Below are 23,913 nucleotides of genomic sequence, written 5' to 3'. Positions count from 1 at the left end.
AACATCCCCGTGGGTTGGGTGATGGCTCCAATCAGAGCCGGAACAGCGAATCCACTGCAACCGTGAAGTGCATGCTTTCAACATCCCCGTCTCAAAGGCAAGTGACGGCGCCGCGCATGCGGTTCCCGACGTCTTCGTGAGACTGAAGGCGGAGTACCTTGAGCTTACTGATGGAAGAGGTCGCGGCACAGTCCGCGATGGATTCTGCTGGCGAGTCCTGCTCGCTCGATAACTACCTCTCACAGCCGGACCACACCATGGACGCCCGCATAGCCGCGGCGCGCGCCACGCTGGGAACCGACGTCGTCCTGCTTGGTCATCACTACCAGCGCGACGAGGTCATCCGGTTTGCCGACTACACCGGAGACAGCTACAAGCTGTCGAAGATCGCCTCCAGGACCGACGCGAAGTACATGATCTTCTGCGGCGTCCACTTCATGGCCGAGACCGCAGACGTGCTCGCCAAGCCCTGGCAGCAGGTCATCCTGCCCGACCTGAACGCCGGCTGCTCGATGGCCGACATGGCCGAGATCGGCCAGGTCGAGGACTGCTGGGATTCACTCGAACGCGCCGGCCTGACCGACGACCTCGTCCCGCTGACCTACATGAACTCCGCCGCGGCCATTAAGGCCTTCTGCGGCGAGCGCGGCGGCCTGGTCTGCACCTCCTCGAACGCGCGCGGGGCCTTCGAGTGGGCGTTTGAGCGCGGCTCGAAGATTCTCTTTCTCCCCGACCAGCACCTCGGCCGCAACACGGCCTTCGCCATGGGAATCCCGCTTAGCGAGATGGTCGTCTGGGATCCGTACCAGATCAACGGCGGCCTCTCGCCCGACCGACTCAAGGCCGCGAAGGTCATTCTCTGGAAGGGACATTGCTCCGTGCACCAGCGCTTCCTTCCGGAGCACGTCGACCGCATCCGCGCAAACTACCCCCAGATGCAGGTGATCGTGCATCCGGAGTGCCGCTGGGAGGTCTGCCAGAAGGCCGACGACCTCGGCTCGACCGAGCGCATCATCGAGGTGGTCGAGAAAGCTCCCGAGGGTTCAAGCTTCGCGGTCGGCACGGAGATTCACCTGGTCAACCGTATGGCGAAGAAGTTCGCCCCGCTGGGCAAGAAGGTCATCACGCTCGACGACTCCGGCTGCCTGTGCACGACGATGTACCGCATCTCACCGCAGCACCTTGCGTGGTCGCTTGAGAACCTCGTGCAGGGCAACGTCGTCAACCGCATCAAGGTAGACGACGAGGTGAAGCACTGGGCGAAGGTGGCGCTCGACCGCATGCTGGAGGTCAAGGCTTGAGCAAGACCTTCACGCTCAACGAGGCCCAGGCCCTGCTTCCAGTGCTTGAGGCGCTGCTGCGCAGGGCGCAGGCCTCTGGAACACGTGCCGCGGAGATCGAGGTCGAGCTTGACCAACTGCGACAGCAGATATTCCTGTTGGGGGGATTTCACGTCGACGTCGCCACGACTGCCCGCCGCCGCGCCGAGCACGATAAGGCGCTGCAGGAGACAAGGGATTCCCTGGCGGAGATCGACGCGATCGGTGTTCAGGTGAAGGACCTGGAAAAGGGACTGCTGGACTTTCCGTGTGTCGTGGACGGCAAGACGGTGCTGCTCTGCTGGAAGCTAGGCGAGAAGGAGATCGGCTACTGGCACTCGGTTGAGGATGGGTTTGCCGGGCGGAAGCCCCTCGATGCACGATTCGGCAAGCCGGACCGCGACCGGCCGAACTGAGCAGCCTCTCAGGCGAGATGCGAGGAGAGGATCGCGATGGCCGCTATGGCCGCGGTTTCGGCGCGAAGAATTCGCGGACCGAGCGTGACCGGCTGCCAGCCGTCCTGTGTAAAGAGAGCCATCTCGTCCTGGGTCCAGCCGCCTTCCGGGCCAATCGCGAGTGCGTGAGTGAGCGCGGCAGCGGGTGTTGAATCGTGCTGCTTTAGTGCATCAGCAATCGTGGAGGTCTGCTCGGTCTCTGATAGCAGGATGCGAACAGGGCTTGTTGTCTCACTGAGTGCGTCTTTGAGCGCGACAGGATCCCCAATCTCTGGAATCGTCGTGCGGCGGGACTGCTTGGAGGCCTCGAGCGCGATACGCCTCCAGCGCTCCGCCCGCTTCGTTGCGGCATGAGCAAGGTGCTTTTCGGTGCGCCGGGCAAGGACTGGAGTGATACGCGAGACGCCAAGCTCGGTGGCCTTCTCGATGGCCCATTCCATGTGGTCGAACTTGAAGATGGCAAGCAGCAGGTGCAGCGGCAGAGCGGAGTCAGACTCCAGTTCCTCATGCAGGGTAAAGAGGACCTCAGCGGGTTGACTGGCAGAGGCGCCACGGACGCTCACGATCTCCGCCCGGTGGAGAAAGCCGCCGGCGACGACGTCATACACCTGACCAGGCGCGGCGCGCAGCACGCGGACGAGGTGTTCAGCCTGTTCGCCGGTGAGCGAAGCTGTCGTTGCGGTCCAGCTATCGGCGATCCAGCGGCGGCGGGTCATTCCTCTTCGGTGGTCGAACTCTTGGACGACGAGACCTGGTTGTTTTGCGGGATGGTGATCGAGATCGGGCCCTGATGATAGAGGTCGACGTGCAGAGTCGCTGAACGGCGACGGTTCCACACGTCTTGGGTGACGGGGAAGTGCAGAAGAACCATGCCTTCGGCGGTGTGGCCCGGGTCGATGAGCGTCTCGCGCAGAAGCGGAGTGGAAGCAAGCGGCTTGAGCGCTGGAAATGTGGTGTAGAGATTATCGAGGTCCTGCTTTTCGACCGCGCTGGTGGTCAACTTCTCGCCATCGGCAGTGAGCAGCGTGGCGGTAAAGTCCTTCAGGAAGATCGGCAGGTTTAGCCGGTCTTCGATGCGAAGCGTCGTGAGGACGTAGAGATCATCCTGGGCGTGGTCCCGGCCGACGACGATGGTGTCGGACTTGTATGCCGTGTGGGTGGGATAGACGGCAGTCCGCAGTATGGTGAGATCGGCGATGGTGTGCGGCGTGTATCGCAGCATGAGCGCGATGGCGATGCCAAGAATGACGAAGGCAACAAGCACAGGGGCCAGGAGATTGCGGCGGGCGGGTTGGGTAAACTTCGGCTCGGACACTGGCACAAGGATAGCAAGGCGGCATTGTATACAGAAGTATTTTTCTACGCGATACGTTTAGTCACAGCTCAGTTGTGGCCGTTCATAAAGCTTGACAGGGCAAGGGTTATCGGTTATGCGACGGCCTGATCTTTCCGAATAGCATACTCATCCAGGAGGACGGCGATCAAAGCGGCGGTAGGAACGGCGACCAGGGCTCCGACGATACCGGCGAGCGCCGTCCCGCAGAGAAGGGCGATCAGGATAGTCAGACCCATCAGGTCAACGCTGGTTCGCATGATGCGCGGGATTAGAAATGCGTTTTCGAAATTAACGTATATCAGATAGAAGACGATCACCCCGAACATCTTCGTCCAGGAGTCCAGCGCGGCGACGATAGCGGTCAGGGCAATGGTAAAGACGCCGCCTGCGATCGGGATGATATTGAACAGACCCATCAGGAAGCCCAGCAACAGAAAGTACCGAACGTGCAGCAGCCCAAAGACGATGGAGGAGGAGATACCGAGGATGAGCATCAGCAGCCCTTGGCCGAGAAGCCACTTGCCGATCTTCTCATTGGCGCGACGCAGGGTGCAATCCAGGCGGTGGCGCGGCGCGGGAGGAAACAGGGAGAGGAAGAAGCCGTAGGCATGCTCACCCTCGAGCATGAAATAGATGCAGAGGAAGAGGGCCGTCAGGATGTCGAAGAGGTGCGTGATCCAGTTCGGCAGAGAGACGACGAGGTAGCTCGCGGTCGCGGTCAGCGCGCTCTCGGCCCGCTCGACGATGGCGTCGACGCCGAGACGGTTGGCGATGGGAAGATGGTTGAGACGGGCCACGATCTCGGGGATGCGTGAGGGCAGCTCCGTTGAGAACTGGTTCAGATCATGCAGGACCGGAGGAAGCCCCACAGTGAAGAAGATGCCGACCAGGAGCACAACGCTGGCAATCAGCAGGAAGATGGCGGCAGGGCGTGAGAGATGACGGCCGTAGAATTTCATCTCAGTGATGCGCGCGACGGCCGGCATCAGCACGACGGCAAAGAGCGCGCTGACGTAAATGATGAGCAACTCCTTGATCAGCAGCCACGCCAGGGCCAGCAGGATAAGGACGCCGAAGGCGAACACGATGTGTCCGCGAACGATATCGCGAGAGCGCCTCTGTTCGGGGGTTAGATCGATCGTCACTCGGTGCGATGCCTGCTCTCTGTGGGGATCTTCCCCGTTCGATGCTGAAAGTGTGCTCTATGGGCGTCTAGCGGCGGGAGTGCGGAGTCTGGTTCAGCCCAAGGAGAACAGCCGAGACCGTCTCTTCCGGGGTGAGCGCGGAGGTATCGATGGTCAGGCGCGAGAGGCGGGCGTAGAGAGGACGGCGACGGGCGAAACGAAGCTCGGCGGCGGCCGGGTCGGCGAGCACGGGCCGCCCGATCTCCTGGAGCATGCAGCGATCGAACAGAGTCGGGAAGGGAGCGTCGAGGAAGACAGCGAGCGTGGCAGGAGTCTGCTCGATCAGCAGACGATTCGTGAGCTCCTCCGGAGTGCCGCCGCCCAGAGCGAGCACTGTCCTGGATCGACCGAGGGCAGAGGCAAGCGCGGTGGATTCGAGGCGGCGGAAGTGGGCCTCGCCATGCTGGGCGAAGAGTTCGGGGATGGTCGATCCCGTGCGGCTTTCCAGATGCGTGTCCAGGTCAAGGAACTCCCACCCGAGCCTGGATGCGAGCATGCGGCCGACGGTGGATTTGCCAGCACCCATGAATCCGGTGAGGAGGATGCGGCGGAGATGGGCCGGCGCGGCATGTGCTGAGGATCCTTCGGCCTTGGTGAGAGTTTCGGGTTGGCTGGATGGCATTTTTGGTCTCTCCGAAATAGATTACTGAAGCGCAAGCAAAAGCCGCGACCTTTAGGGTCGCGGCTGGGGAAGATCGAAGACTCTGAAGGGTTCAGCTATTTTCAGAGATGCATGCGAAGGCTCCGCCGGCCGCAGATTGGCGCCAATAGCAATAGCTAAATCGAGCGGAGTGGATGTGGTTCGTCATGTTGCCCTTAATGCTACACGCATTCGCCGCCGGATTGCAACCTCGACGGATCCGGAAGCCTTCCAGTCAGTGCTTTTCGCGATTGATTGCGTAGGTGGGATTGTCGGAGGCCAGACCCTCCTGAATCTTCTTCCAGACGTTGTCGCTGGGCTCGTACGTGGGTTCGAGGAGCTTGCGGGCCTGATCGGCGATGTATTGCAGGTCCCGAACCAGCGCGGAGCAGTTTTCGCAGGTCTTCAGATGCTCGATGAGCGTGGGGTCATCCCCAACGCCTTCGGTTCCGGCGGCAAACAGATCGGGCAATTGCTGCTGGAATTCAGCGCAAGACAGAGGGTATGACGAACGAGGAAGATGAGAGTTTCGCGAAGTCATAGTGCCGTTTCCTTAAGGTCGGCTGATGGTGTTGTCTCCGCTTGACGGAGCAGCTCCCGGAGCTTGAGGCGCGCCTTATGGAGCTGGGATTTGCTGTTGCCGGTGGAGCATTCGAGCATCACCGCGATTTCATTGTGCTCGAAGCCCTCGACATCGTGAAGGACGAAGACCATGCGGTAGCCGGGCGGAAGCGAGGCGACGGCACGCTCGAGCGTAACGCGATCCACCGAGCCGGCTAGCTGCGTGTCGCGGCTGCCGAAGTCTCGCTTGGGTGAGTCTTCTTCGGAGGGATTGATCGTCTCCTCGAGCGAGACGAGCTGCAGACCCTTCTTGCGCAGGTGCATCAGGACAAGGTTGACGGTGAGGCGATGCAGCCACGTCGAGAAGGCGCTCTCGCCGCGGAAGCTGCCGATCTTGCGAAAGAGATGGAGGAATGCCTCCTGGGTCATGTCCTCGGCTTCGGAGACGTTGCCGAGCATGCGGAGACACAGGGTATAGACCCGACGCTTATGGAGCGCGTAGAGCTTCGAAAAGGCCTCGGCATCGCCGGCTTTGGCGCGCTCGATGGCTTCCGCCTCTCCTGCAATCGGTGGATTTCTCTTGAAAAGGCCTGGGGCCGTCTTGGGTTCAGTCATCTGTAGGCCTTGGGTCTCCATGGCTCCACTCCGGGTTGTTTGGGTTCTGCAACGCTTCGTTTCGCCTCTCCCAGCCTAATGCATCGGAAAGAACTTTCTCGCAGTGAAGTTTGAGTCTTTTGTGAGGAGAAAGGTTGTCGGTCGGATGTTGTTGTGACTGCAAGCGTTTTGTGGACAACGGAGCAGTGAATCAGTGCGCAGTCCGCTCAGGATCCAATAAAGCGCGCGTAGAGAGAGCGTGCAACCGTCATATCGGTGGTGCCCTGAATGATGGCGCGTCCGTCGGCGAAGAGGGTCAACGTGTGAGGCGGTCGCTCGAAGCGAAGAAGAAGATCGTTGAATCGCACCACACCGTGCGGCGCGAGCCGGTCGCGCATGGCAGCAAAATCGACGGGGCGATGGTGCTCGTGGATCTGCACAGAGTTACGGCCACACAACGTGATGTGGGCACGGCCTTTGCCCGCAAGATGGGTAAACGCGCGCTCGCCACAGACAGTGCAACCCGACCGCGGGCAGGCGGCAGAGACCTCGGAACGCTCGTTCGACCACAGGTCGAAGGAGAACAGGGTGCGGCGCATAAGTTTAGCCTGATCCGTGAGCAGCTTGAGGGCCTCGGTGACCTGGATGGATGCAGCCAGATTGACGGCGGTCGACAGGATGCCTGCGGTGTCGCAGGTTTCCACCGGGCCGGACGGCGGCTTGGGAAAGAGGCAGGCGAGGCAGGCGGTGGGTTGCCAGGGCGCAGCGGAGTCAGTCTGCGGAAGGACGTTCATGGTCGCCGCGTAGGCACCGATGGCGGCGGCGTAGATCCATGGCTTGCCCTGCTGAACCGCAAAATCGTTGATGAGGTATCGGGTTTCGAAGTTGTCGGTGGCGTCGAGGATAAGCTGCGCTCCGCCGAGCAACTCGGCGATGTTAGAGGGAACCAGATCCGTAACATGAGCGTGAACCGTGATTCCCGAGTTGAACTGCGCGATCTTGCGCCGGGCGGCCTCGGCTTTGGGGAGCGACTGGAGAGCGTCTGACTCGTCGAAGAGGATCTGGCGCTGAAGATTTGAGGGCTCCACGAAGTCTCGGTCGATGAGCGTCAGCGTTCCGACGCCAGCCCGCGCGAGCAGTGACGCCGCCGCCGCCCCGGTAGCCCCGCAGCCTACGATGGCGACGTGTGCGCGGGCGAGCCTTTGCTGGCCCTCGGATCCGATGCCTGCAAAGAGAATCTGGCGCGAGTAGCGCTCTTGATCGTCGATGGCGGGTGACGCCACGCCCGGAGTTTCGTCCGACGGGGTGAAGGCACTGGCGAACTCGTGTGAAGGATGCGACATGGGGTGCCTTTATGCGCCCAAAGGACGCTGCTCTTTCGTAGTATAGGGAATGCATCGCAGCGTCGCGAACAGGACAGCGTGCCGCGGGCAAACCGGCATCCAAAGGCGGCAGGAGATGACGGCTTTCACGCCGTACTAAGGAGAAGAGTGCAGGGACGGTTTCATTGCTGTGCAGAAGACCATGATGGTGTGACTTGTGGGAGAGGATGGGTGTTTTGGGTCAGCTTCGAAGAGGTCGAACGACGAGGTGGCCGAGCGAAGTGACGCCGAGACGCTCCCTGGCCACTCGTTTGATTTGGCTTCTCTCATTTCTGCTGGCGCCATCTCTGAATTTGGCCCAGACCCAGCCTTCCGGCTCCCCTCCTTCCACACCCTCTGCTGGTCAGGCGCCTGCCGTTCCAGAGCAGCCGACGCGCCCGCCTACGGCTCCTCAGGCATCACAGACGCAGACCCGCCGGCGACAGGAGGCGGAGCAGCCGGTGATCTCAACCGGTCCCGGACTGAAGACCTCGGTGTGGGAGTGGAAAGGACTGCGAGTAAACAAGATCGAATTTGAAGGCGTGACCTTCGACGAACGCGATATGTTGCCCGGGGAGATCGCTCAGCAAGCGGGCGAGCCGCTGGACCCGGAGAAGGTACGCGAGAGCACGCGTCGGCTCTTCGACAGCGGACGGTACCGCGATATCACCGTACGCGGCGTGCGCCAGGGGGACGGGATGACGCTGATCTTCGCCGGCACGCCGCGTTACTACGTCGGCCGGGTGACGATTACTGGAGTAAAGAGCGCCCGGCTCATGTCTCTTTTGACGTACGCGACGAAGCTGAACGCGGGCACTGCCTACACTGATACCTCGATTCCCGCGGGAACGGAGGGTATCAAGGAGATGCTGAAACAGCAGGGCTACCACGAATCCAAGGTGTATGTAGGCACGACGCTCGATAAGGTGAACAGCCAGATCAACATTGTCTATAACATTGACATCGGCCCCCAGGCACGGATCGGCATGGTGACGGTGGAGAGCCCTGACCTGGGCATGACGTTGGAGCAGTTCCGCAAGAAGGGCAAGCTGAAACAGGGCAGCAAGGTAACGCGCGATACGACCAGCACTGCGCTGAGCAAGCTGCGGTCGCAGTATCAAAAGCAGGACCGGCTGGAGGCGACCGTCAGCCTGCAGAAACAGACCTACGTGGAATCGCGGCGGCAGTTGGACTACCACTTTCATGTGAACCAGGGTCCGGAGGTGAAGGTGCTCGTGGAGGGCGTCAAAGTGTCTCGCAGGCGCCTGCACCTGCTGGTGCCGATCTTCGAGGAGGGAACGATCGACAACGACCTGCTCAACGAGGGCAAGCACAACATCAGCGACTTCGTGAAGCAGCAGGGTTACTTCGATGCGCAGGTCAACGTGAAGGTGATCGGGCAGGATACTCCGAACGAGCGCGTCGTCTTTACGGTGGACCGCGGCATCAAGCATAAGGTGATCGCGGTGGACCTGAAAGGAAACAAGTACTTCTCTGACGACATCCTGCGCGAGCGCATGCAGGTGAAGAAGGCGGACGCCTACCAGCGCAGCGGACGCTACAGTCCGGGACTGGTTGCCAGCGACGTCAGCTCCATTCAGGCGCTGTATCGGGCCAACGGCTTCGATGAGGCGACGATCACGACCGATGTGAAAGACATTGACCAGGAGGGCGGCAAGCCAATGAAGGTCGGTGAGATCTCCATCGTCTACAACATTGTGGAGGGGCAGCAGAGGAAGTTTGGCGCGGTGGAGCTTGCGGGCGTGAACCCGAGTCGCCTCGCGGAGGTGAAGTCTCTGATGAATGCGCAGCAGGGTCAGCCGTTTTCGCTGGTGACTCTCTCCGGGGACCGCGATGCTGTGCTTGCGTACTACCTGGCCCATGGCTTCGATCAGGTGAAGGTAGAGCTCCAGTTGCATAAGGAAGAGGCGGATCCTACGCGGACCGATGTGACCCTGGCAGTGGCAGAAGGGCAGCAGGTTTTTGTGGAACGCGTCTTGCTCTCCGGCCTGGACTTCACCCGGCCCAAGATTGCCGAAAGCCAGATCCTGATGCATCCAGGCGACCCGCTGGACCAGACGGCGCTCCTCGAGACGCAGCGGAAGTTGTATGGCCTTGCGTTGTTCAACGAGGTCCTCACAGCAGTCCAGAACCCGACAGGCAACGCGCCGCGCAAGAACGTGCTGGTGCAGATCACTGAGGCGAAGCGATGGAACGTAACCTATGGCTTCGGCTTTGAAGCCCAAACTGGAAATCCAGGTGGGACGATTCAGACCAACTCGGGGAACCCAGGGGCCTACTCGCCGGAGGGTAGGGGTAGCGTGAGCCCGCGAGTATCGCTCGATGTGTCGCGGATCAACTTCCGCGGAACGGACGACTCGCTGACGCTGCACACTACGTACGGTTTGCTGGAGCAGATTGCTATCCTCACATTCCAGAACCCACACCTCTTCGGCTCGAAGAACTTCTCGAGCCTGCTCTCGGGGGGGTACACGAATATCCAGAACATCACGACCTTTGCGTCGTCGACGCTTCAGCAGGATTTTCGAGTCACGGAGAAGTGGCGCAGGCCCAACACATTCATCTACGAGTTTCTGTATCGGCGTGTGAAGGTCGATCCGAACAGCCTCCGCGTCGCTCCAGACCTGATTCCTCTGCTGTCGCAGCCCGTGCGTGTGGGCGGACCAGGCGTTACGTGGTTTCACGACACACGCCAGCCGAGCCCTCTGAATGCAACGAAGGGAATGTATTTTTCGCTGCAGGGGTTCCTGGCGTCGTCGAAGTTCGGTTCGGAGACCGACTTCTGGAGACTGGATGGGACAAATTCGACGTACTATCAGCTTTTCCATCACAGATACACGCTGGCGCGCAATACGCGCATCGGCTATGAACGTGCGTCAGGCACCAATCCGAACGCAGGTAGTGCGGTGTGCGTCGGCGATCTGCTGACGACCAATCCGACCTGCAATGCGGTCCCTCTGCCGGAGCGGCTCTATGCCGGCGGCGCAAACTCTCATCGGGGTTTCGGAATCAATGGTGCCGGCCCTCGCGATCTTCAGACAGGCTATCCGGTAGGAGGATCGGCAGCGTTTGTAAATACGGTCGAGCTGCGCATGCCGCCGCCTACGCTGCCTTACGTGGGCGACAGCGTCAGCTTTGTGCTCTTCCACGATATGGGCAACGTGTTTCAGAATCCCGAAGACATGTTCCCGAGCTTTCTGCGCTTTCATCAGCCGGACCGCGACACCTGCCGCGAGGTCGTGGGTGTGACAATCGGCACTTGCAACTTCAACTATTTTTCTCACGCGGTGGGCCTCGGCGCGCGCTACAGAACGCCCGTCGGGCCCGTGCGCTTCGACTTCAGCTATAACCTGAATCCACCGATCTATCCTGTGATCCAGGACTATAACGGTAAGCCTCCCTATGTTGGTGAGGGGCACAACTTCAACTTCTTCTTCAGCATTGGTCAGAGCTTCTGAGCATGCGGATATCGGCTCACAATCCGGCGTTGCGATGGTCGCGGGGATGCCTCGCTCTGTTGGCCCTGGCTGCTACGGTGGCAGCAAAGGGACAGCAGCCCGCGGCTCCAGTGCCCGCGCCGCCATCTGCTTCGTCCCCGCTCCAGGCGGGAGCGGCCGTCCCCGCCGTAGAGGAACAGGGGACTGTAATTGATGGTGTCGTGGCCGTGGTGAACGGCGACGTAGTTCTCGAGAGCGACGTCGATGAGGAGCGCAGGTTCGAGAAGATCCAGCCCTATCGCGGTTCAGCGAACGAGTTTTCCCGCGACCGAGCCGTGCAGCGGCTGATTGACCGAACGCTGATTCAGCAGCAGGCCGAGCTTGAACCCGCAGAGACGGCGGTCAGCGACCAGGAACTCGATAAGCAGTTGCAAACGTTACGGAACGACATCCCCGCCTGCAGGGAGTACCACTGCGAGACGGACGCCGGCTGGGCAAAGTTTCTCGGCGACAACGGGTTCACGGTTAGCGAGTTCCGACAGCGGTGGCGGAAGAGGATGAAACTGCTGCGGCTGATTGAGGTGCGCTTCCGCAGTGGTATCCGGATCACGAATGACGAGATCAAGGATTATTACGAGAAGACGATGTTGCCGGAGTATGCAAGACAACATGTCACTCCGCCCAAGCTTGATTCGATTTCACCTCGTATCGAGGAGGTGCTGCTGCAACAGCAGGTGGGGAACCTGATGCGCGATTGGCTGAAGTCGTTGCGTGCGCAGGGCAGTGTCTGGGTGATGAAGCCGGGTGAGGTGGCTCCGTGAGCGATCAGCAGAAGCCTCCGCAACTCCCTCAGCCTCCAGGACGCGACCGGCACAGGCTCGAACAGCGGATCGAAGAGAAGCGCCACCAGCTTGAGGAGAAGCTCGAGGAGACGAAGGAGCAAATCGAGCACAAGCTGGTGGAGGTGAAGCGCTCGATCGCGGCGCGTATCACGCGTGGCACGTTATGGACGCTCGGCGGCATTCTCGTTCTGTTGCTCGTCCTCGTCGGAGCCTTTGCATGGTATACGACGACGCCCGATTTCGAGCGCCGCGTAGGGGCTCAGGTTGTGCGCGTGCTGGGTGACGCCACCGGCGGAAGGGTCGAGCTGAAGCGGATTCAGTTCGATCTTTGGCATTTGGCCGTTGAAGCTGACGGCGTGGTGATTCACGGACTCGAAGGTCCAGAGGAAATGCCGTATCTGTCGGTCGATCGAATTCTGGTCAGGGTCAAGATTCTCAACTTCTTCTCGCGTATGGCGGGAAAGGGTTTGATCTCCCACATCGCACTGAGTTATCTGCGGGTGGAGCATCCGCAGTTTCATCTGATCGTCGATAAAGACGGCCACACAAACCAGCCGGTGCCGAAGCATCCCCGCACGAGCAAGACGCCATTGACGGATACGCTGCTCGATCTGAAGGCGCGCCGGGTGGAACTAGTGAATGGCGTCGCGTTGATTAATGACCGTGCGATTCCGTTTGATCTGGCTGCACGCGATCTCAACGCGGAGGTCCATTACACCTTTCACACTGACCGTTATGGAGCCACGATCGATCTGAACGATCTGCGCACGCGCCTTGCGAAGGAGCCTGAGGCGCACTCGTCGCTGCATCTTGAGGTGGAGGTGGGGCGGGACGAGGCCGACCTGAATCGTCTGACCCTGCGCACAGGCAAAGCCTCGCGATTGGAGGCCTCGGGCACGCTGAACCACTTTGCAAGACCGGAATGGAGCGCAAAGGCGACCGGTTCGCTTGAGCTGAGTCAGATTGCTGTGATGACCGGCGTCGACAGCCTGAAGACCGGCATGGTGAACCTCGACCTGCGTGGGCGCAACTGTCTGGAGACAACTCCGCAGGCGGAGAAGAAGCCGCCCTTCTGGCGGCACATTCATCCTCGATCCGAGGAAAAGGAAGCAAAGGCGCCAACCGTTCTGGAGCCTGCGTGTCCGGCCGCATTTGTGATCGTCGGTTCGGCCAAGGCACGTGGAGTTGGATATCGCAACCAGTATGTGACTTTGCATGACATCGACGGTGGAGCTGAGATTCGCATGACGCCGGCAGAGCTGTCTTTGACGAATATGGTTGGCAACCTGCCGGGTGGAGGAAAGGCAGAGGCCAATCTACGCATTGAGAGCTGGCTGGGATCGGCACCGGCGAGTGCGACAACGTCGCCGACGGCGAAGGCCGCAGCAGAAACTGCGAACACTACGGCAAAGTCAGTTAACGCGAAGCCACCGGTGTCCCGAGTTCCTGAGGTGAAGCCGTCCCACGCTTATCTCAACGCCACCCTGACGACGGTTCCTCTTCGAACGATCATAGATGTGACCGCGGAGCACTACGGCGATCTTGGTTTCGACACGGCGGTGAGCGGCCCGGTGAAGGTGGAGTGGGGAGGGGCAGCGAAGGACGTTGCCGATACGGTAGAGGTCGACGGTAATCTGACTCTTGCGCCGACCGGTGTTCGCCGCAAGGGAGTACCGTCAAACGTGCCAGTGACAGGACGTGTTGTAGCGCACTACACGGGCAAAGACGAGACGGTTCGTGTTCAGCAGCTGGCGGTGCAGACGCTCGAGTCGACGCTTGAAGCCTCAGGCATTCTCGGGGTCAACCTGGGAGACCCGCTGACTGCATTGCACGTGGACCTGACAGTGCGCGACCTTGGCGAATATAACCAGCTGCTGACCACCCTCGGGCTTGAGGATGGCGGCAAGAGGGGAAGTGCGGCAATTCCGCTGAAGCTGCACGGCGCGCTGCACTTCACGGGAACAGCTCGCGGCGCTGCCCACGATCTGGATGTGAAAGGACGTGTTCAGGCGGCCAACCTAGAATTCGTAATGGGATCAACGGACGCACTCATCGACTCGCTGGTGGCCGATGCGGAGTATTCACCAAGCACCGGCGTGGCGGTGGCGAGCGCTACCGTCCATCGTGAAACGGCGGTGCTAAATGCATCCGGAACATTGAGGCCACGGCGCGAGGTCTCACGGCGCGGCGTGGTCACATATGTATGGGATGAGGGAATGGAAATCAACGCACGCCTTCAGTTGGCCAATGCGCAGGTCTCGGACCTGCTCGAGATTGCTGGCCAACAGCAGAAGATTCCAGTGACAGGAACCATCGCGACGAATGCGCACGTTATCGGGACCATTGGCAATATGAACGGCGGTGGGCAGGTTTCGCTGGCAAACGGGGCCGCATACGGCGAATCCTATGAGTCGATTGCTGCCGACATCACAGCGCAGGGGAAGAACATCGAGGCTTCCCATGTGTTGCTGCGGCTCGATGGCATGCAGATCGCCGGAAGCGGAGGCTATGATCTCGGAACTAAGCGCTTTCATGGACACGTAGAAGGAAACGACCTTGCTCTGGCGAAGTTCGAGACGATTAAAAAGAGTGGCGTGAGTGCCGATGGCCGGTTGACGCTGGTGGCCGATGCAAACGGCACGGCGTTCGAGCCAGGATTACGGGCCAGTCTGCGGCTCCAGAACGCGACCTACGCGAACCAGCCGGTCGGAGATGCAACGGCCGAAGTGCATAGCGAAGGCAAGACCTTGTTCGTCATCGCGAATGCGACGGCAATGGGTGCAAAGCTGAACCTGCAAGGCCAGACGCAGCTCGTGGACAGCTATCAGACGCAAGCCAGGCTGACAGTGACTGACTTCGATGTGAATGGCCCCTTGGGTCTGTTCGGATCGGGAAACATCAAGGCGCAGTCCTCGATCAGCGGAACGGCAACGGTGAGCGGGCCGCTTAGGACTCCAAGAGACCTGAGCGGAGCGGCCGAGCTAAACAACGTGGTCGTAAGGCTACAGGGAGTTGAGCTGAAGGCAGCTGAGCCCCTGCGCGTGAGCCTGCGTGATGGCCTTGCAACGCTTGAGCAGGTGCACATCACCGGTCAGGATACGGATGCGCGTTTTTCCGGAACCGCACAACTGTTTGGTGCAACGGACCCGAAGGGAGGAAAGCTCGATGTAAAGGGTGCCGGAAGCGTGAGCATGGTCCTGCTGCACACCTTTGATCCAGACATCATCTCGAGTGGCAAGGTGGAGTTCGCGGCCGCTGCAGGTGGGCGGGTGATGAATCCCACGCTTAGCGGCAAGGTGCAGTTCGATCATGTGAACCTTGCGTTGGAAGGTGTTCCCAATGGGTTGAGTGATCTAAACGGAACGCTGATTTTTACGGACGACCGGTTGCAGGTGCAGAGTTTGAGCGCAAGGACAGGCGGAGGCGAGCTGAAGATCGGAGGCTCGTTGCGTTTCCGCAACGGCTTCTATGCCGACCTGACCGCGACCGGCGATGCCGTCCGAGTTCGCATGTACGGCCTGAGTGCAACGGCAAACGCCAATCTGAAGCTGCAGGGAACGGCATCGAGCACGGTCTTGAGCGGCAACATCCTGATTACGCGATTCGGTGTAGGACAGGATGTCGACTTTGCGGCGTTTGCCGGCGCCGGTAGTATGGTCAGCGCGCCGCCCGATCCAAATGCGCCCTCCAACAAAGTCCACCTCGATGTCCGTATAACGAGCTCGCCGCAGCTCGACTTTCAGAACTCCTATGCAAAGCTCGCGGGATCGGTCGACCTGAATATCCGCGGAACGGTGGCTGTGCCCTCAATTCTCGGACGCATCCAGATCACGGAAGGCAGTGCCACCTTTGCAAACACGAAATATCAGCTGCAGCGCGGCGATATTTATTTCACCAATCCTGTTCGCATCGATCCGACGATCGATATCGATGCAAACGCACAGGTCGAGAACTATGAAGTTACGGTTGGACTCCATGGCACGGCAAGCAACTTGAAGCCAACGTATCGCTCCGAGCCTCCGCTGAGTGAGGCTGACGTCTTCGCCTTGCTGGCGCTGGGGCGAACCCAGGAGGAGGCGCAGATCTACCAGGAGCGCCAGCTCCAGGCCGGCACCGATCCAACGACGAGCGCACTTCTGGGTGGGGCGCTCAATGCCACCGTCAGCTCGCGCGTGGAAAAGCTGTTCGGCGTGGGAAGCGTCAAGATCGATCCTGCCTTCGTGGGTACACTCGGCAATTCTTCGGCGCGAATTACGATTCAGGAGCAGATCTCCAAACAGGTGACCGCGACCTTTGCGACCAATGTAAACACGACGGCGCAGCAACTCATCCAGGTGCAGTACGATCTCACATACAACTCCTCCATCGTGGTGACGCGGGATGAGTCCGGTGTCTTCAGCATCGTGTATAAGCTGCGCCGGCGATATCGCTAACGACTTTCAGGGCGTAACTGCATCTGTATGCTATAGAAACGATTGCAGACCAGGGCCGAACGGCGCCGGTCGATTGATTTCTGGAGGAGGGTTATGATCGCAAGGAAGATCGGAAGGTCTGTTGCCTTGGCACTGGTGATGCAGGTGCTCCTGTCCGCGTGGGCACGCACGACAGCACAGACGGCGGCGGAGAATTCGCAGGACTCACAGATTCAGGCTGATGTAGCTAAAGCCCTCGACAACAAAAAGTTCAAGGATGTGAAAGTGGCCCTACACAATGGTGTGGTCTTGTTGACGGGAACCGTGGACTTGTACGCTGATAAAGAAGAGGCCGACAAAAAGGCGCATCACCGCAAAAACGTGAAGGGCGTAGAGAATCTGATCGAAGTGGGTGGGCCAACAATAGACGATGTGACGTTACGCAACAAGCTGGCGGAGAAGCTGACCTATGACCGAGTAGGCTACGGCACAACGGCCTTCAACGCCTTCACGATCGGCGTACAGAACGGCGTTGTGACGCTGGGTGGCGTGGCCTATGGGCCGACCGACAAAGACTCCGCAGTCAGCCTCGTCTCGAACTATCCGGGCGTGAAGGACGTGGTGGATAACATCGAAGTCGCTCCGGTTTCGCCAATGGACGATCGCATCCGTCTGGCTACGGCACGGGCTGTCTACGGTGCGCCGCAGCTGAACAAGTATGCCATTGACCCAGCGAAGCCCATCAGAATCACCGTTGTCAACGGAAACGTGACGCTATCCGGAGTGGTTGATAACCAAGCGGATAAGGACGTCGCAAACATTCGAGCGAACGGCGTCCCCGGCGTCTTCAAGGTCATCAATAATCTGCAAGTGGCGGGCTCACCGCAGGAGAAGTAACCGCCGTCATGGAACAATCATCCGCCGAACTCTTTTAGGATAAAGGTATGAGTTCGTTGTGGAAGAGTACCGCCGTTACGCTTGAGATGATCAAGTGGGAGCACTCCATCTTTGCGCTGCCCTTTGCGCTGACAGGGGCAGTGCTTGCGGCCGGAGCATGGCCGTCGCTGCGTGTGCTGGGTTGGATCATCGTCTGCATGGTAGCGGCGCGTTCGGCAGCGATGGCTTTTAACCGTCTAGTCGATGCGAAGCTGGATTCGGCAAACCCGCGCACGGCCATGCGAGCTTTGCCCGCCGGTGCGCTGACGAACCGCTTTGTCGCGGGTTTTGTGCTGCTCTCGGCGGCCGTGTTTCTTCTGGGTGCGGCGATGCTTAACCGGCTGACTCTTTTCCTTGCTCCGATTGCGCTTGCGGTGGTCCTCGCATACAGCTACATGAAGCGTGTGACGCGATGGTCGCACCTGGTGCTGGGTCTGGCGCTGGGGATCGCTCCCTCGGCGGCGTGGATCGCAGTTCGCGGCTCTCTCGAGCCGCGAATCGTCGTTCTGACGCTTGCCGTGCTGCTGTGGGTCGGCGGCTTCGACGTCCTCTATGCCTGTCAGGACTTCGAGCATGATCGTAGCGCGGGGTTGAACAGCATACCTCAGGCATTTGGCCGTGAAGCGGCGTTCTGGATTGCGCGCCTGATGCATCTCGCGATGCTTGCGACGCTGTGCTGGCTGGTGGCGCTGTTTGGGCTCGGTAAGCTTGCGGCGCTGGGGATCGCTGTCGTGGCCCTGCTGCTTCTCTACGAACACCTGATTGTTTCGCCCAACGATCTGCGGCGGATGAATGCAGCGTTCTTCACGCTGAACGGCGTCATCTCGGTCGTCTTCTTTGGCTTCGTTACGGCGGATGTTCTGCTGCGCAGATAAAAGAAACGACCCGCCATCCTTGGCGGGCCTGAGAGGAAGTGTAGCGGAGGACTATGCCCGGTTGTATCGTTCCTTTATCTCGCCGAGCTTTTCATTGATGCGAGTCTTTGCGCTCTGCGCGCCTTCCACAAGCTTCTCGCGAAGACTATGGGCTGCGTCCTCGGTACGCTGTGCCAAGCTCTCGCGCTCGACATTTGTCTGGGCAACTGCATCGTTGGTCCGCACGGCTGCGTCATCACGGCGCTCGGCGGCTACATCTTTTGCTTCGCCCCACGTCTCTTTCGCCGCGCCTTTGACCTGATCGGCGGCTCCGGAGTTCGCGAGATTCTGATTGCCGAGGGTCTCGCCGACTTTCTGCTTCACAGCGCCTGCGGCCTGATCGAATTTTCCTTCTACGGTTTCCTTGTTCATGTTCCAACCCCATGGTGTTTCGGGAGGGCGATGGCTGTTCAGCTAAATTGGTCGTCGGCCGGACAGCAGGTTGAAGATCAAAACGATGATTGCCAGGACCAAAAGGATGTGGATCCACCCGCCAAGGGTGTAGCTGCTGACCAATCCCAGGACCCAGAGGATGAACAGAATGATCGTGATCGTCCAAAGCATGTTTGGCTCTCCTGCGGAAGGCAGTACGATCTGCGCTGATCGCTGCGACCGGTTGCGGTCGAGCCTCAGCCAGTCCTTCCTGTTGTAAGTTGCCAGTGGCGAAGGTCAGGTTGCATTCGTGAATAAAATAGAAGCCCAGTGGAGGCCTTTTGTTGAAGATAGCGATCCAGGGAGAGCTGGGCTCAAACAGTCATATGGCAACGGTTGCAATGCTGGGCAACGACGTTTCGGATCTCAGCATCGTGGCGTGCAACGTTTCGGCGGAGGTGTTGGCGCGTGTGGTATCCGGTGAGGTGGATGCCGCAGTGCTGCCGATCGAGAACAGCCTGCATGGCTCAGTCGTCGAGCACTACGATCTTCTGTTCGAACTCGATGTCCGCATCGAACGTGAAAGCATGCTTCGAATCCGTCATAATCTGATCGCCGCGCCTGGCGTGGGACTGGGCGAGGTACGGAGAGTCATCTCGCATCCGGTGGCGTTGTCGCAGTGCAGACGATTTCTCGCCTCGCATTCAGAGTTTGAGGTTATGCCGTTTTACGACACTGCGGGCGCGGTAAAACACCTGATGGCTGCGGGCCTGAGAGACGTTGCCGGTATCGCGCCGGAGTTGGCCGCAACCGAGTACGGTGCCTCGGTCCTGGTGCCCGGCATTGAAGACCATGCGCAGAACTTCACGAGGTTTCATCTGGTGCGGCGTTTTGAGGATGCCCCTCTGACAAAGATGAAGGAGCCTGCGAACAAGATGAGCCTGGCCTTCGCGATCGAGCACAGGCCGGGAACTCTAGTGGCGGCCCTGGAACGGCTGGCGTGGGCGGGGGTCGACCTGACGAAGATCGAATCGCGCCCCGTCCCGGGAAGCCCATGGGAGTATGTGTTCTATGTGGACGTGAGGTTTGACACGCCGGCAAAAGCCGAGGTCGCTGTCGCTGCGCTGGCCGAGCATTGCAGGATGGTCAAGGTCCTGGGACAGTACAGGGCTGCCTGACCTCAGGATGGACGAACGCGTTCGACGTCTTCGACCTCAGGGCTGTGTAAGCCAGTCGTACTGCTCCTCCGTAAGGGGGACAACGGAGAGGCGGAACTGGCGAAAGAGAATCGAGCCGTGAAAGACCGGAGCCTCACGGATTTCGGCCAGCGTCTTTTCCCGCTTCAGACGCTTGATCGGAGCGATGCGTACGATCGGGTTCTTCGGATCGGTGGGATCGACCGAGACGACCTTCGCGGTTCCGATGGCCGCTTTGCCGATGTTCGAGTGGTAGATGACAAGCTTTTCGCCCTTCTTCATGTTGCGAAGCGTCATCAGTGCCTGCGGGTTGGCGATGCCGTCCCACGTGGTCTCGCCGTCGCGCACCAGGTCGTCGAAGGAGTACTTGTTCGGTTCGGTCTTGAGCAGGTATGGCATAAGAACAGGTTATAGGGACTAGGGAATAGGGAGTAGGGTTTTTCGACGACTACCCTGTGCTTGTTCAGCCGCCAAGATCGATCAGTTGGACGGCAGGAAGTGGTCGGCCGAGAAATGCGGAGCCCAAACGCTGGAACTTCTCGATGGAGTCGGTGGCGTAGAACTCGCAGTCCGGCGTGGCGGACGCCGGTTGTGTTGCCGTGGGCATCAGTGCGGCGACTGTGGACGCTGTGGCCGCAGCGGAGTCGATAATGCACATGGGATGGTGGAGATTGCGCAGAGTGGCCTCGAAATGGGGCTTGAGAAGCGGGTAATGCGTGCAGCCCAGCAGGAGAGTCGATGCGTCCGGGGCTTGGGCGAGGGCTTCGAGAAGATAGATGCGAAGCACCTCCAGCGTGACGGCGGAGTGCGTGGGACTGTCGATCCAGCCTTCTTCGACCAGCGGCACCAGAAGCGGACAGGCCTTCTCGGTCGCTCGGAGACCCAGCGCATGGAGCGCGCGGGTGTAGGCTCCGGACTGCGTCGTCGCAGCCGTGGCGAGGACGAGGACTTGCTGCGAGGCGGGAACCCCAGACCCTGCATGGAGGGCGGCCTCCGCGCCAGGCTGGATGACGCCAACAACGGGAATCGGTAGTGCCGACCGAATGTCGTCTAGCGCGAGTGCGGTGGCCGTGTTGCAGGCGATGACGAGCAGCTCCGCTCCCTGGGCTGCGAGGAACTTCGCGCTCGAAACCGCGTAGCGGGCGATGGTCTCGTGCGACTTCGAGCCATAGGGAAGCCGTGCGGTGTCGCCCAGATAGACGTACCGGGCTGAGGGCGCCTGGGCGAGCAGGGCGCGGAGCACCGTCAGGCCGCCGAAACCAGAGTCGAAGACACCGATGGTGTTCATGGCTGTGTGGCTGCCTCGCTGGGAGCCGTAGGACGAGTGGTGGTGTCGCTCAGGGAATAGGAGCGATTGAGAGCGACGTGGCCGGCGAGCGTATCGTGGGGCTGGCCATCGACGAGAAACCGGACCTCGGTGACCTCGGGGAGAGCGGCGTGCAGGGTGCCGATGATGGAGTTGAGCGTAAGTTGCTCGGCTTCGACGCCGGAGGGGTGGTTGTCCACGAAGGAGCCTCGCAGGTTGACGACCGCTATCTGGCCTGCCTTGGCATCGGCGGGATTCGCCAGAAGGAAGACGTCATAGACGGTGGGGCCGCTCTTGAGCGGGTGCCCCGAGGCAGGCAGCGCATACTGGGCAAGCAGGTGCTCCAGCAGGGCTCGGGCGCGAAGCGAAGGTTCCTGCGGAAGGGCCACTTCGGAACGGGTTGGCGTGATCGTGGCGTCGGCGTCGGAGGCCAGATAAAGGGTGACCTCCTCCGTCGCGGAGGTGGTCGGAGCAGCGATGGGAGTGGCATCGTTCAGTGCAGTAAGCCGTTGATGCGCCTGTCGGCAGCCGCGAAGAAGGAAGGCTCCCATCAGCAGGATGCTGCCGATGAGGCTCCAGAAGAGAATCCGCTGATAGCGAGGGATCACTTGGCGGCTCCGGGGTTGGCTGCGGGCACAGGTGTGGGCTTCGGAGCCGGCGGCGGCGGTGCTGGCGGCGCCGCGGACGGCGCCGGAGTGTTGTGTGTACGGAAGGAGGCGAGCGCTGTGGTGATGGCCTCGATCATGCGCTGCTGATAGGCGAGGTCTGTGACAGGAGAAGGATCGCCGGAGGATGGCACAAGCGGCGCAAGCTCGACGGTGACCGCCGGGCAGATCAGGTTGTCGATCGGCGGCGCCGAGGCACGCAGAAGAACGACCGGGAGCTGGGCGTTCGAAAGAGCCAGGCCAATCTCGTTCGCCAGGCGAAGGCTCATCGGCACGATCTGAGCCTGTGCGGTCGCCCAGGGAAGAGCGCGGGAGGGCGAGATGCCATCGCCGAGCGGTGTCAGCGAGGAGGAGGCGATGTGAATCCCAGTGCCGGTCGCGGTAGCGTGTAGCAGGATGCAGGCAAGGGGATGGAGGTGGTTCGCCGTTCCGGCGCGCTGGTCGGTTGTGAGTGTAGCGGCAGGATCGGAGTCGCGCGTGGAAATCACCGTGAACCCCTGTGCTGCCAACGCGGGCCGTAGGCGCTGCGCGAAGCCGAGGACAACATCTTTCTCCAGCACATTGTCCGGAAGCTGAGCACCGGTGTCCGGACCACCGTGGGCGGGATCGAGCAGAATGAGATTGCGGTAGAAAGCGGGAACTTGTCTTGGAGGTGCCGCGGGAGAGGGGATCGCCGGTGGCGGCGGCTGCGCGGGCTGCGGTGAGGCAGGCGTCTGGGCAAGGCAGGTGGCCGTACTCAAGAGGAGAGCGCTTGCGGCCATTAGAATGAAGGGGCGGATTTGAGTCACGGCGCGTGCGTGTAAGAGTGCGATTCGATTGTAGCGAGGACAGAGAGTGATTTCGAGGGTTCTTGCCTTGGGGACTCCGCTGGAACAACTCCTGAGACGAGCGTGCTTCCAAGTGGAAGAGTGGCTCTAGTCGAGAGCGTAGATCGCAAGGCCGCTCAGCAGCTTGGGATAGAAGTCGGTGGACTTCTGCGGCATCACATCGCCTGCGAACGAGACCTCCTTCAACTGATCGAGCGTAATCGGCTTGATAAGGAAGGCGATATTCGAGTCACCCTCAGTGACCATGGAGATGGCTTCGTCGGCCTCGCGAATGTAGCTGACGCTGCCGAGCCGAGTTATCGTCTCCTGATCCAAGCCGAGCAGCTTGTCGAGCACGATCCGGTGGAGTTGGACGACGTCAAGCTGCCGCTGACGCGCCGGAAGATCCTTGAGCGCTTCGGCGATGACGCCGGGCTTTGCCGTCAACAGGTAGCTCCCGTCGATGGTCACGGCGATAAAGGCGGTCCTGTCGGTCTCGGATAGTGCGGAGACATCGGGAGACTCCAACTCTTCGATCTCGAAATAGAAGCTGGCACGTGTGATGAAGTCGGGCGACGAGAATCCTTCGATGCCATGGACGACGCGGTGGGTAGGCAGGATGGTGATTCCTGGCGCCTCCATATTGACGAAGGTCATCATCATGGCCGCCTCGGGAAAAGCCGGCGTGGGAAGGTGGCCTGAGGGGAGCTTCTCGTCCAGGTCTAGCGGTTGATCGAGCGGAAGCTTGAGCTGTGCTGAGCGCTCCTTGGCGTAGCCTACCGAGGTCTCGTAGCGGTGGTGGCCGTCGGCGATGATCAGCTTCTTGTCAGCCATCGCGGTGACGATCAGATTGATCAGCGTTGGGTCGGTCAGCTTCCAGACCTTATGGACGACGCCGTACTCATCCGTAATGGCGAGGTCGGCCGGGTTGTCGTCGAAGCCGTTGGGGCCCTTGGAGCCGAAGATGAGCTTTTCGGCGGTGAAGGCGGGATCGGAATAGAGCATGTAGATCTGCTCGCAGTAGGCGCGCGTGGCCTTGAAGAGACTCATTCGATCGGACTTGTGCTTGGGAAACGTCTGCTCGTGGCGGTAGACGACCTTGTCAGCGTAGTCGTACAGGTGGCCGAGGGCGATGAAACCTCGGCGCTCCCGTACCTCGTCGCTGTGGGGTACGGCGTAGGTCTGGGAGTAGCCGTAAAGGGCCGGTTCGGGCTCCTCAGCGAGGATGTGCTCGCGGCGCCAGGTGCGGAGGGTGTCGGCGGCGCGGGTGTAAACGTTCTCCTCGTCGCTGTCGCCAGGGTAGTGCTTGCCGAGGATCACCCGGACAAGGTTGTAGGGGCTGGCCTGGTAGTAGCGCTCCTGCATCGCAGGGGTGATCTTGTCGTAGGGCTGGGTGACGACCTCTTCCATGTTGACGCGGGAAGGATCGTAGCGGAGGGCGCGGAAGGGATAGATGCGGGCCATGCGTTTTTTTTGAGATCTCCCAATCAGATAGATATCACGCGATTGTACGGGGAGGGCGTGACGGCGCCTGAATGATGAAGGCCCGGCTGTTT

The 23,913-nt window shown here is 60.5% G+C and carries 22 protein-coding genes; 8 read left to right on the top strand and 14 right to left on the bottom strand.

Going from position 1 to position 23,913, the window contains the following annotated elements:
• Positions 1 to 158: 158 nt before the first annotated feature.
• Entirely contained in the window at positions 159 to 1,301 is a 1,143-nt protein-coding gene (gene nadA, locus Q363_RS12805) for a quinolinate synthase NadA (protein WP_245632193.1), read from the top strand.
• Positions 1,298 to 1,735: a DUF2203 domain-containing protein gene (locus Q363_RS12800; RefSeq protein WP_035350631.1), complete on the top strand. Its 438-nt coding sequence runs from the start codon at positions 1,298 to 1,300 to the stop codon at positions 1,733 to 1,735. The genes nadA and Q363_RS12800 overlap by 4 nt, the downstream gene beginning before the upstream one ends.
• A gap of 8 nt (positions 1,736 to 1,743) precedes the next feature.
• Here Q363_RS12800 and Q363_RS12795 read toward each other — a convergent pair whose 3' ends face one another.
• The 7 genes from Q363_RS12795 to Q363_RS12765 all read right to left on the bottom strand — a co-directional run bounded on the left by Q363_RS12795 (position 1,744) and on the right by Q363_RS12765 (position 7,432).
• Complete coding sequence (locus Q363_RS12795; RefSeq protein WP_035350630.1) at positions 1,744 to 2,490, bottom strand: RsmE family RNA methyltransferase; 747 nt, start codon at positions 2,488 to 2,490, stop codon at positions 1,744 to 1,746.
• Entirely contained in the window at positions 2,487 to 3,095 is a 609-nt protein-coding gene (locus tag Q363_RS12790) for a hypothetical protein (protein ID WP_157466798.1), read from the bottom strand. Before Q363_RS12790 ends, Q363_RS12795 begins: the two co-directional genes overlap by 4 nt.
• 107 nt (positions 3,096 to 3,202) lie before the next feature.
• Positions 3,203 to 4,255: an AI-2E family transporter gene (locus tag Q363_RS12785; protein ID WP_035350625.1), complete on the bottom strand. Its 1,053-nt coding sequence runs from the start codon at positions 4,253 to 4,255 to the stop codon at positions 3,203 to 3,205.
• A gap of 67 nt (positions 4,256 to 4,322) precedes the next feature.
• Entirely contained in the window at positions 4,323 to 4,916 is a 594-nt protein-coding gene (locus tag Q363_RS12780; protein WP_051978714.1) for a shikimate kinase, read from the bottom strand.
• Positions 4,917 to 5,169: 253 nt separating this feature from the next.
• Positions 5,170 to 5,406 (bottom strand): hypothetical protein, encoded by a 237-nt coding sequence (locus tag Q363_RS12775; protein ID WP_245632192.1) that lies wholly within the window; start codon positions 5,404 to 5,406, stop codon positions 5,170 to 5,172.
• Positions 5,407 to 5,471: 65 nt separating this feature from the next.
• Positions 5,472 to 6,110: an RNA polymerase sigma factor gene (locus Q363_RS12770; RefSeq protein ID WP_245632191.1), complete on the bottom strand. Its 639-nt coding sequence runs from the start codon at positions 6,108 to 6,110 to the stop codon at positions 5,472 to 5,474.
• 206 nt (positions 6,111 to 6,316) lie between these two features.
• Entirely contained in the window at positions 6,317 to 7,432 is a 1,116-nt protein-coding gene (locus tag Q363_RS12765) for a ThiF family adenylyltransferase (protein ID WP_084080301.1), read from the bottom strand.
• Between the two features lie 479 nt (positions 7,433 to 7,911).
• Here Q363_RS12765 and Q363_RS12760 point away from each other — a divergent pair, with 479 nt between their 5' ends.
• The 5 genes from Q363_RS12760 (at position 7,912) to Q363_RS12740 (ending at position 17,973) form a co-directional block, all read left to right on the top strand.
• Complete coding sequence (locus tag Q363_RS12760) at positions 7,912 to 10,929, top strand: POTRA domain-containing protein (RefSeq protein WP_245632190.1); 3,018 nt, start codon at positions 7,912 to 7,914, stop codon at positions 10,927 to 10,929.
• 2 nt (positions 10,930 to 10,931) lie between these two features.
• Positions 10,932 to 11,729, top strand: coding sequence for a SurA N-terminal domain-containing protein (locus Q363_RS12755; RefSeq protein WP_035350619.1), 798 nt, complete (start codon positions 10,932 to 10,934; stop codon positions 11,727 to 11,729).
• Positions 11,726 to 16,183 carry a translocation/assembly module TamB domain-containing protein gene (locus Q363_RS12750; RefSeq protein ID WP_245632189.1) on the top strand — a complete coding sequence of 1,486 codons (4,458 nt, stop codon included), beginning with the start codon at positions 11,726 to 11,728 and terminating at the stop codon, positions 16,181 to 16,183. The genes Q363_RS12755 and Q363_RS12750 overlap by 4 nt, the downstream gene beginning before the upstream one ends.
• Before the next feature lie 93 nt (positions 16,184 to 16,276).
• Positions 16,277 to 17,059, top strand: a complete 783-nt coding sequence (locus Q363_RS12745) for a BON domain-containing protein (RefSeq protein ID WP_035350618.1) — start codon at positions 16,277 to 16,279, stop codon at positions 17,057 to 17,059.
• A gap of 47 nt (positions 17,060 to 17,106) precedes the next feature.
• The gene (locus Q363_RS12740) at positions 17,107 to 17,973 is read left to right on the top strand and encodes a UbiA-like polyprenyltransferase (RefSeq protein WP_035350617.1); all 867 of its coding nucleotides are present in this window, start codon (positions 17,107 to 17,109) and stop codon (positions 17,971 to 17,973) included.
• 51 nt (positions 17,974 to 18,024) lie between these two features.
• Here Q363_RS12740 and Q363_RS12735 read toward each other — a convergent pair whose 3' ends face one another.
• Together Q363_RS12735 and Q363_RS40430 are read right to left on the bottom strand one after the other, a co-directional pair.
• Positions 18,025 to 18,384 (bottom strand): CsbD family protein, encoded by a 360-nt coding sequence (locus Q363_RS12735; RefSeq protein ID WP_035350615.1) that lies wholly within the window; start codon positions 18,382 to 18,384, stop codon positions 18,025 to 18,027.
• A 42-nt stretch (positions 18,385 to 18,426) separates the two neighbouring features.
• A complete protein-coding gene (locus Q363_RS40430; protein ID WP_157466796.1) occupies positions 18,427 to 18,576 on the bottom strand; it encodes a lmo0937 family membrane protein in 150 nt (49 codons plus the stop codon).
• 152 nt (positions 18,577 to 18,728) lie between these two features.
• On the opposite strand from Q363_RS40430, the gene Q363_RS12730 reads away from it, so the two are divergent.
• The gene (locus tag Q363_RS12730) at positions 18,729 to 19,562 is read left to right on the top strand and encodes a prephenate dehydratase (protein ID WP_035350613.1); all 834 of its coding nucleotides are present in this window, start codon (positions 18,729 to 18,731) and stop codon (positions 19,560 to 19,562) included.
• A 36-nt stretch (positions 19,563 to 19,598) separates the two neighbouring features.
• On the opposite strand, the gene Q363_RS12725 is transcribed toward Q363_RS12730, so the two are convergent.
• The 5 genes from Q363_RS12725 to Q363_RS12705 form a co-directional block, all read right to left on the bottom strand.
• Positions 19,599 to 19,979 carry an EVE domain-containing protein gene (locus Q363_RS12725; protein WP_035350611.1) on the bottom strand — a complete coding sequence of 127 codons (381 nt, stop codon included), beginning with the start codon at positions 19,977 to 19,979 and terminating at the stop codon, positions 19,599 to 19,601.
• A 64-nt stretch (positions 19,980 to 20,043) separates the two neighbouring features.
• Positions 20,044 to 20,868, bottom strand: coding sequence for a glutamate racemase (gene murI / locus Q363_RS12720; protein WP_035350610.1), 825 nt, complete (start codon positions 20,866 to 20,868; stop codon positions 20,044 to 20,046).
• Complete coding sequence (locus Q363_RS12715) at positions 20,865 to 21,494, bottom strand: GerMN domain-containing protein (protein WP_035350608.1); 630 nt, start codon at positions 21,492 to 21,494, stop codon at positions 20,865 to 20,867. Before Q363_RS12715 ends, murI begins: the two co-directional genes overlap by 4 nt.
• Positions 21,491 to 22,291: an N-acetylmuramoyl-L-alanine amidase family protein gene (locus Q363_RS12710; protein WP_169746970.1), complete on the bottom strand. Its 801-nt coding sequence runs from the start codon at positions 22,289 to 22,291 to the stop codon at positions 21,491 to 21,493. Before Q363_RS12710 ends, Q363_RS12715 begins: the two co-directional genes overlap by 4 nt.
• Positions 22,292 to 22,465: 174 nt before the next feature.
• Positions 22,466 to 23,821: a DUF1015 domain-containing protein gene (locus Q363_RS12705; RefSeq protein WP_035350604.1), complete on the bottom strand. Its 1,356-nt coding sequence runs from the start codon at positions 23,819 to 23,821 to the stop codon at positions 22,466 to 22,468.
• Between the last annotated feature and the right edge of the window lie 92 nt (positions 23,822 to 23,913).

Origin of the sequence: Edaphobacter aggregans DSM 19364 (genome assembly GCF_000745965.1) — a bacterium.
Classification (GTDB): domain Bacteria; phylum Acidobacteriota; class Terriglobia; order Terriglobales; family Acidobacteriaceae; genus Edaphobacter; species Edaphobacter aggregans.
Note: the sequence above shows the minus strand (reverse complement) of the source record. Positions and strands in the feature narration are given on the sequence as shown.

Bases quoted from the DNA above. Each gene is read 5' to 3' on its own strand.
- Q363_RS12795 (WP_035350630.1), bottom strand. From the start codon at position 2,490: ATGACCCGCCGCCGCTGGATCGCCGATAGCTGGACCGCAACGACAGCT.
- Q363_RS12780 (WP_051978714.1), bottom strand. From the start codon at position 4,916: ATGCCATCCAGCCAACCCGAAACTCTCACCAAGGCCGAAGGATCCTCA.
- Q363_RS12770 (WP_245632191.1), bottom strand. From the start codon at position 6,110: ATGACTGAACCCAAGACGGCCCCAGGCCTTTTCAAGAGAAATCCACCG.
- Q363_RS12765 (WP_084080301.1), bottom strand. From the start codon at position 7,432: ATGTCGCATCCTTCACACGAGTTCGCCAGTGCCTTCACCCCGTCGGAC.
- Q363_RS12755 (WP_035350619.1), top strand. From the start codon at position 10,932: ATGCGGATATCGGCTCACAATCCGGCGTTGCGATGGTCGCGGGGATGC.
- Q363_RS12745 (WP_035350618.1), top strand. From the start codon at position 16,277: ATGATCGCAAGGAAGATCGGAAGGTCTGTTGCCTTGGCACTGGTGATG.
- Q363_RS12740 (WP_035350617.1), top strand. From the start codon at position 17,107: ATGAGTTCGTTGTGGAAGAGTACCGCCGTTACGCTTGAGATGATCAAG.
- Q363_RS12735 (WP_035350615.1), bottom strand. From the start codon at position 18,384: ATGAACAAGGAAACCGTAGAAGGAAAATTCGATCAGGCCGCAGGCGCT.
- Q363_RS40430 (WP_157466796.1), bottom strand. From the start codon at position 18,576: ATGCTTTGGACGATCACGATCATTCTGTTCATCCTCTGGGTCCTGGGA.
- Q363_RS12725 (WP_035350611.1), bottom strand. From the start codon at position 19,979: ATGCCATACCTGCTCAAGACCGAACCGAACAAGTACTCCTTCGACGAC.
- murI (WP_035350610.1), bottom strand. From the start codon at position 20,868: ATGAACACCATCGGTGTCTTCGACTCTGGTTTCGGCGGCCTGACGGTG.
- Q363_RS12705 (WP_035350604.1), bottom strand. From the start codon at position 23,821: ATGGCCCGCATCTATCCCTTCCGCGCCCTCCGCTACGATCCTTCCCGC.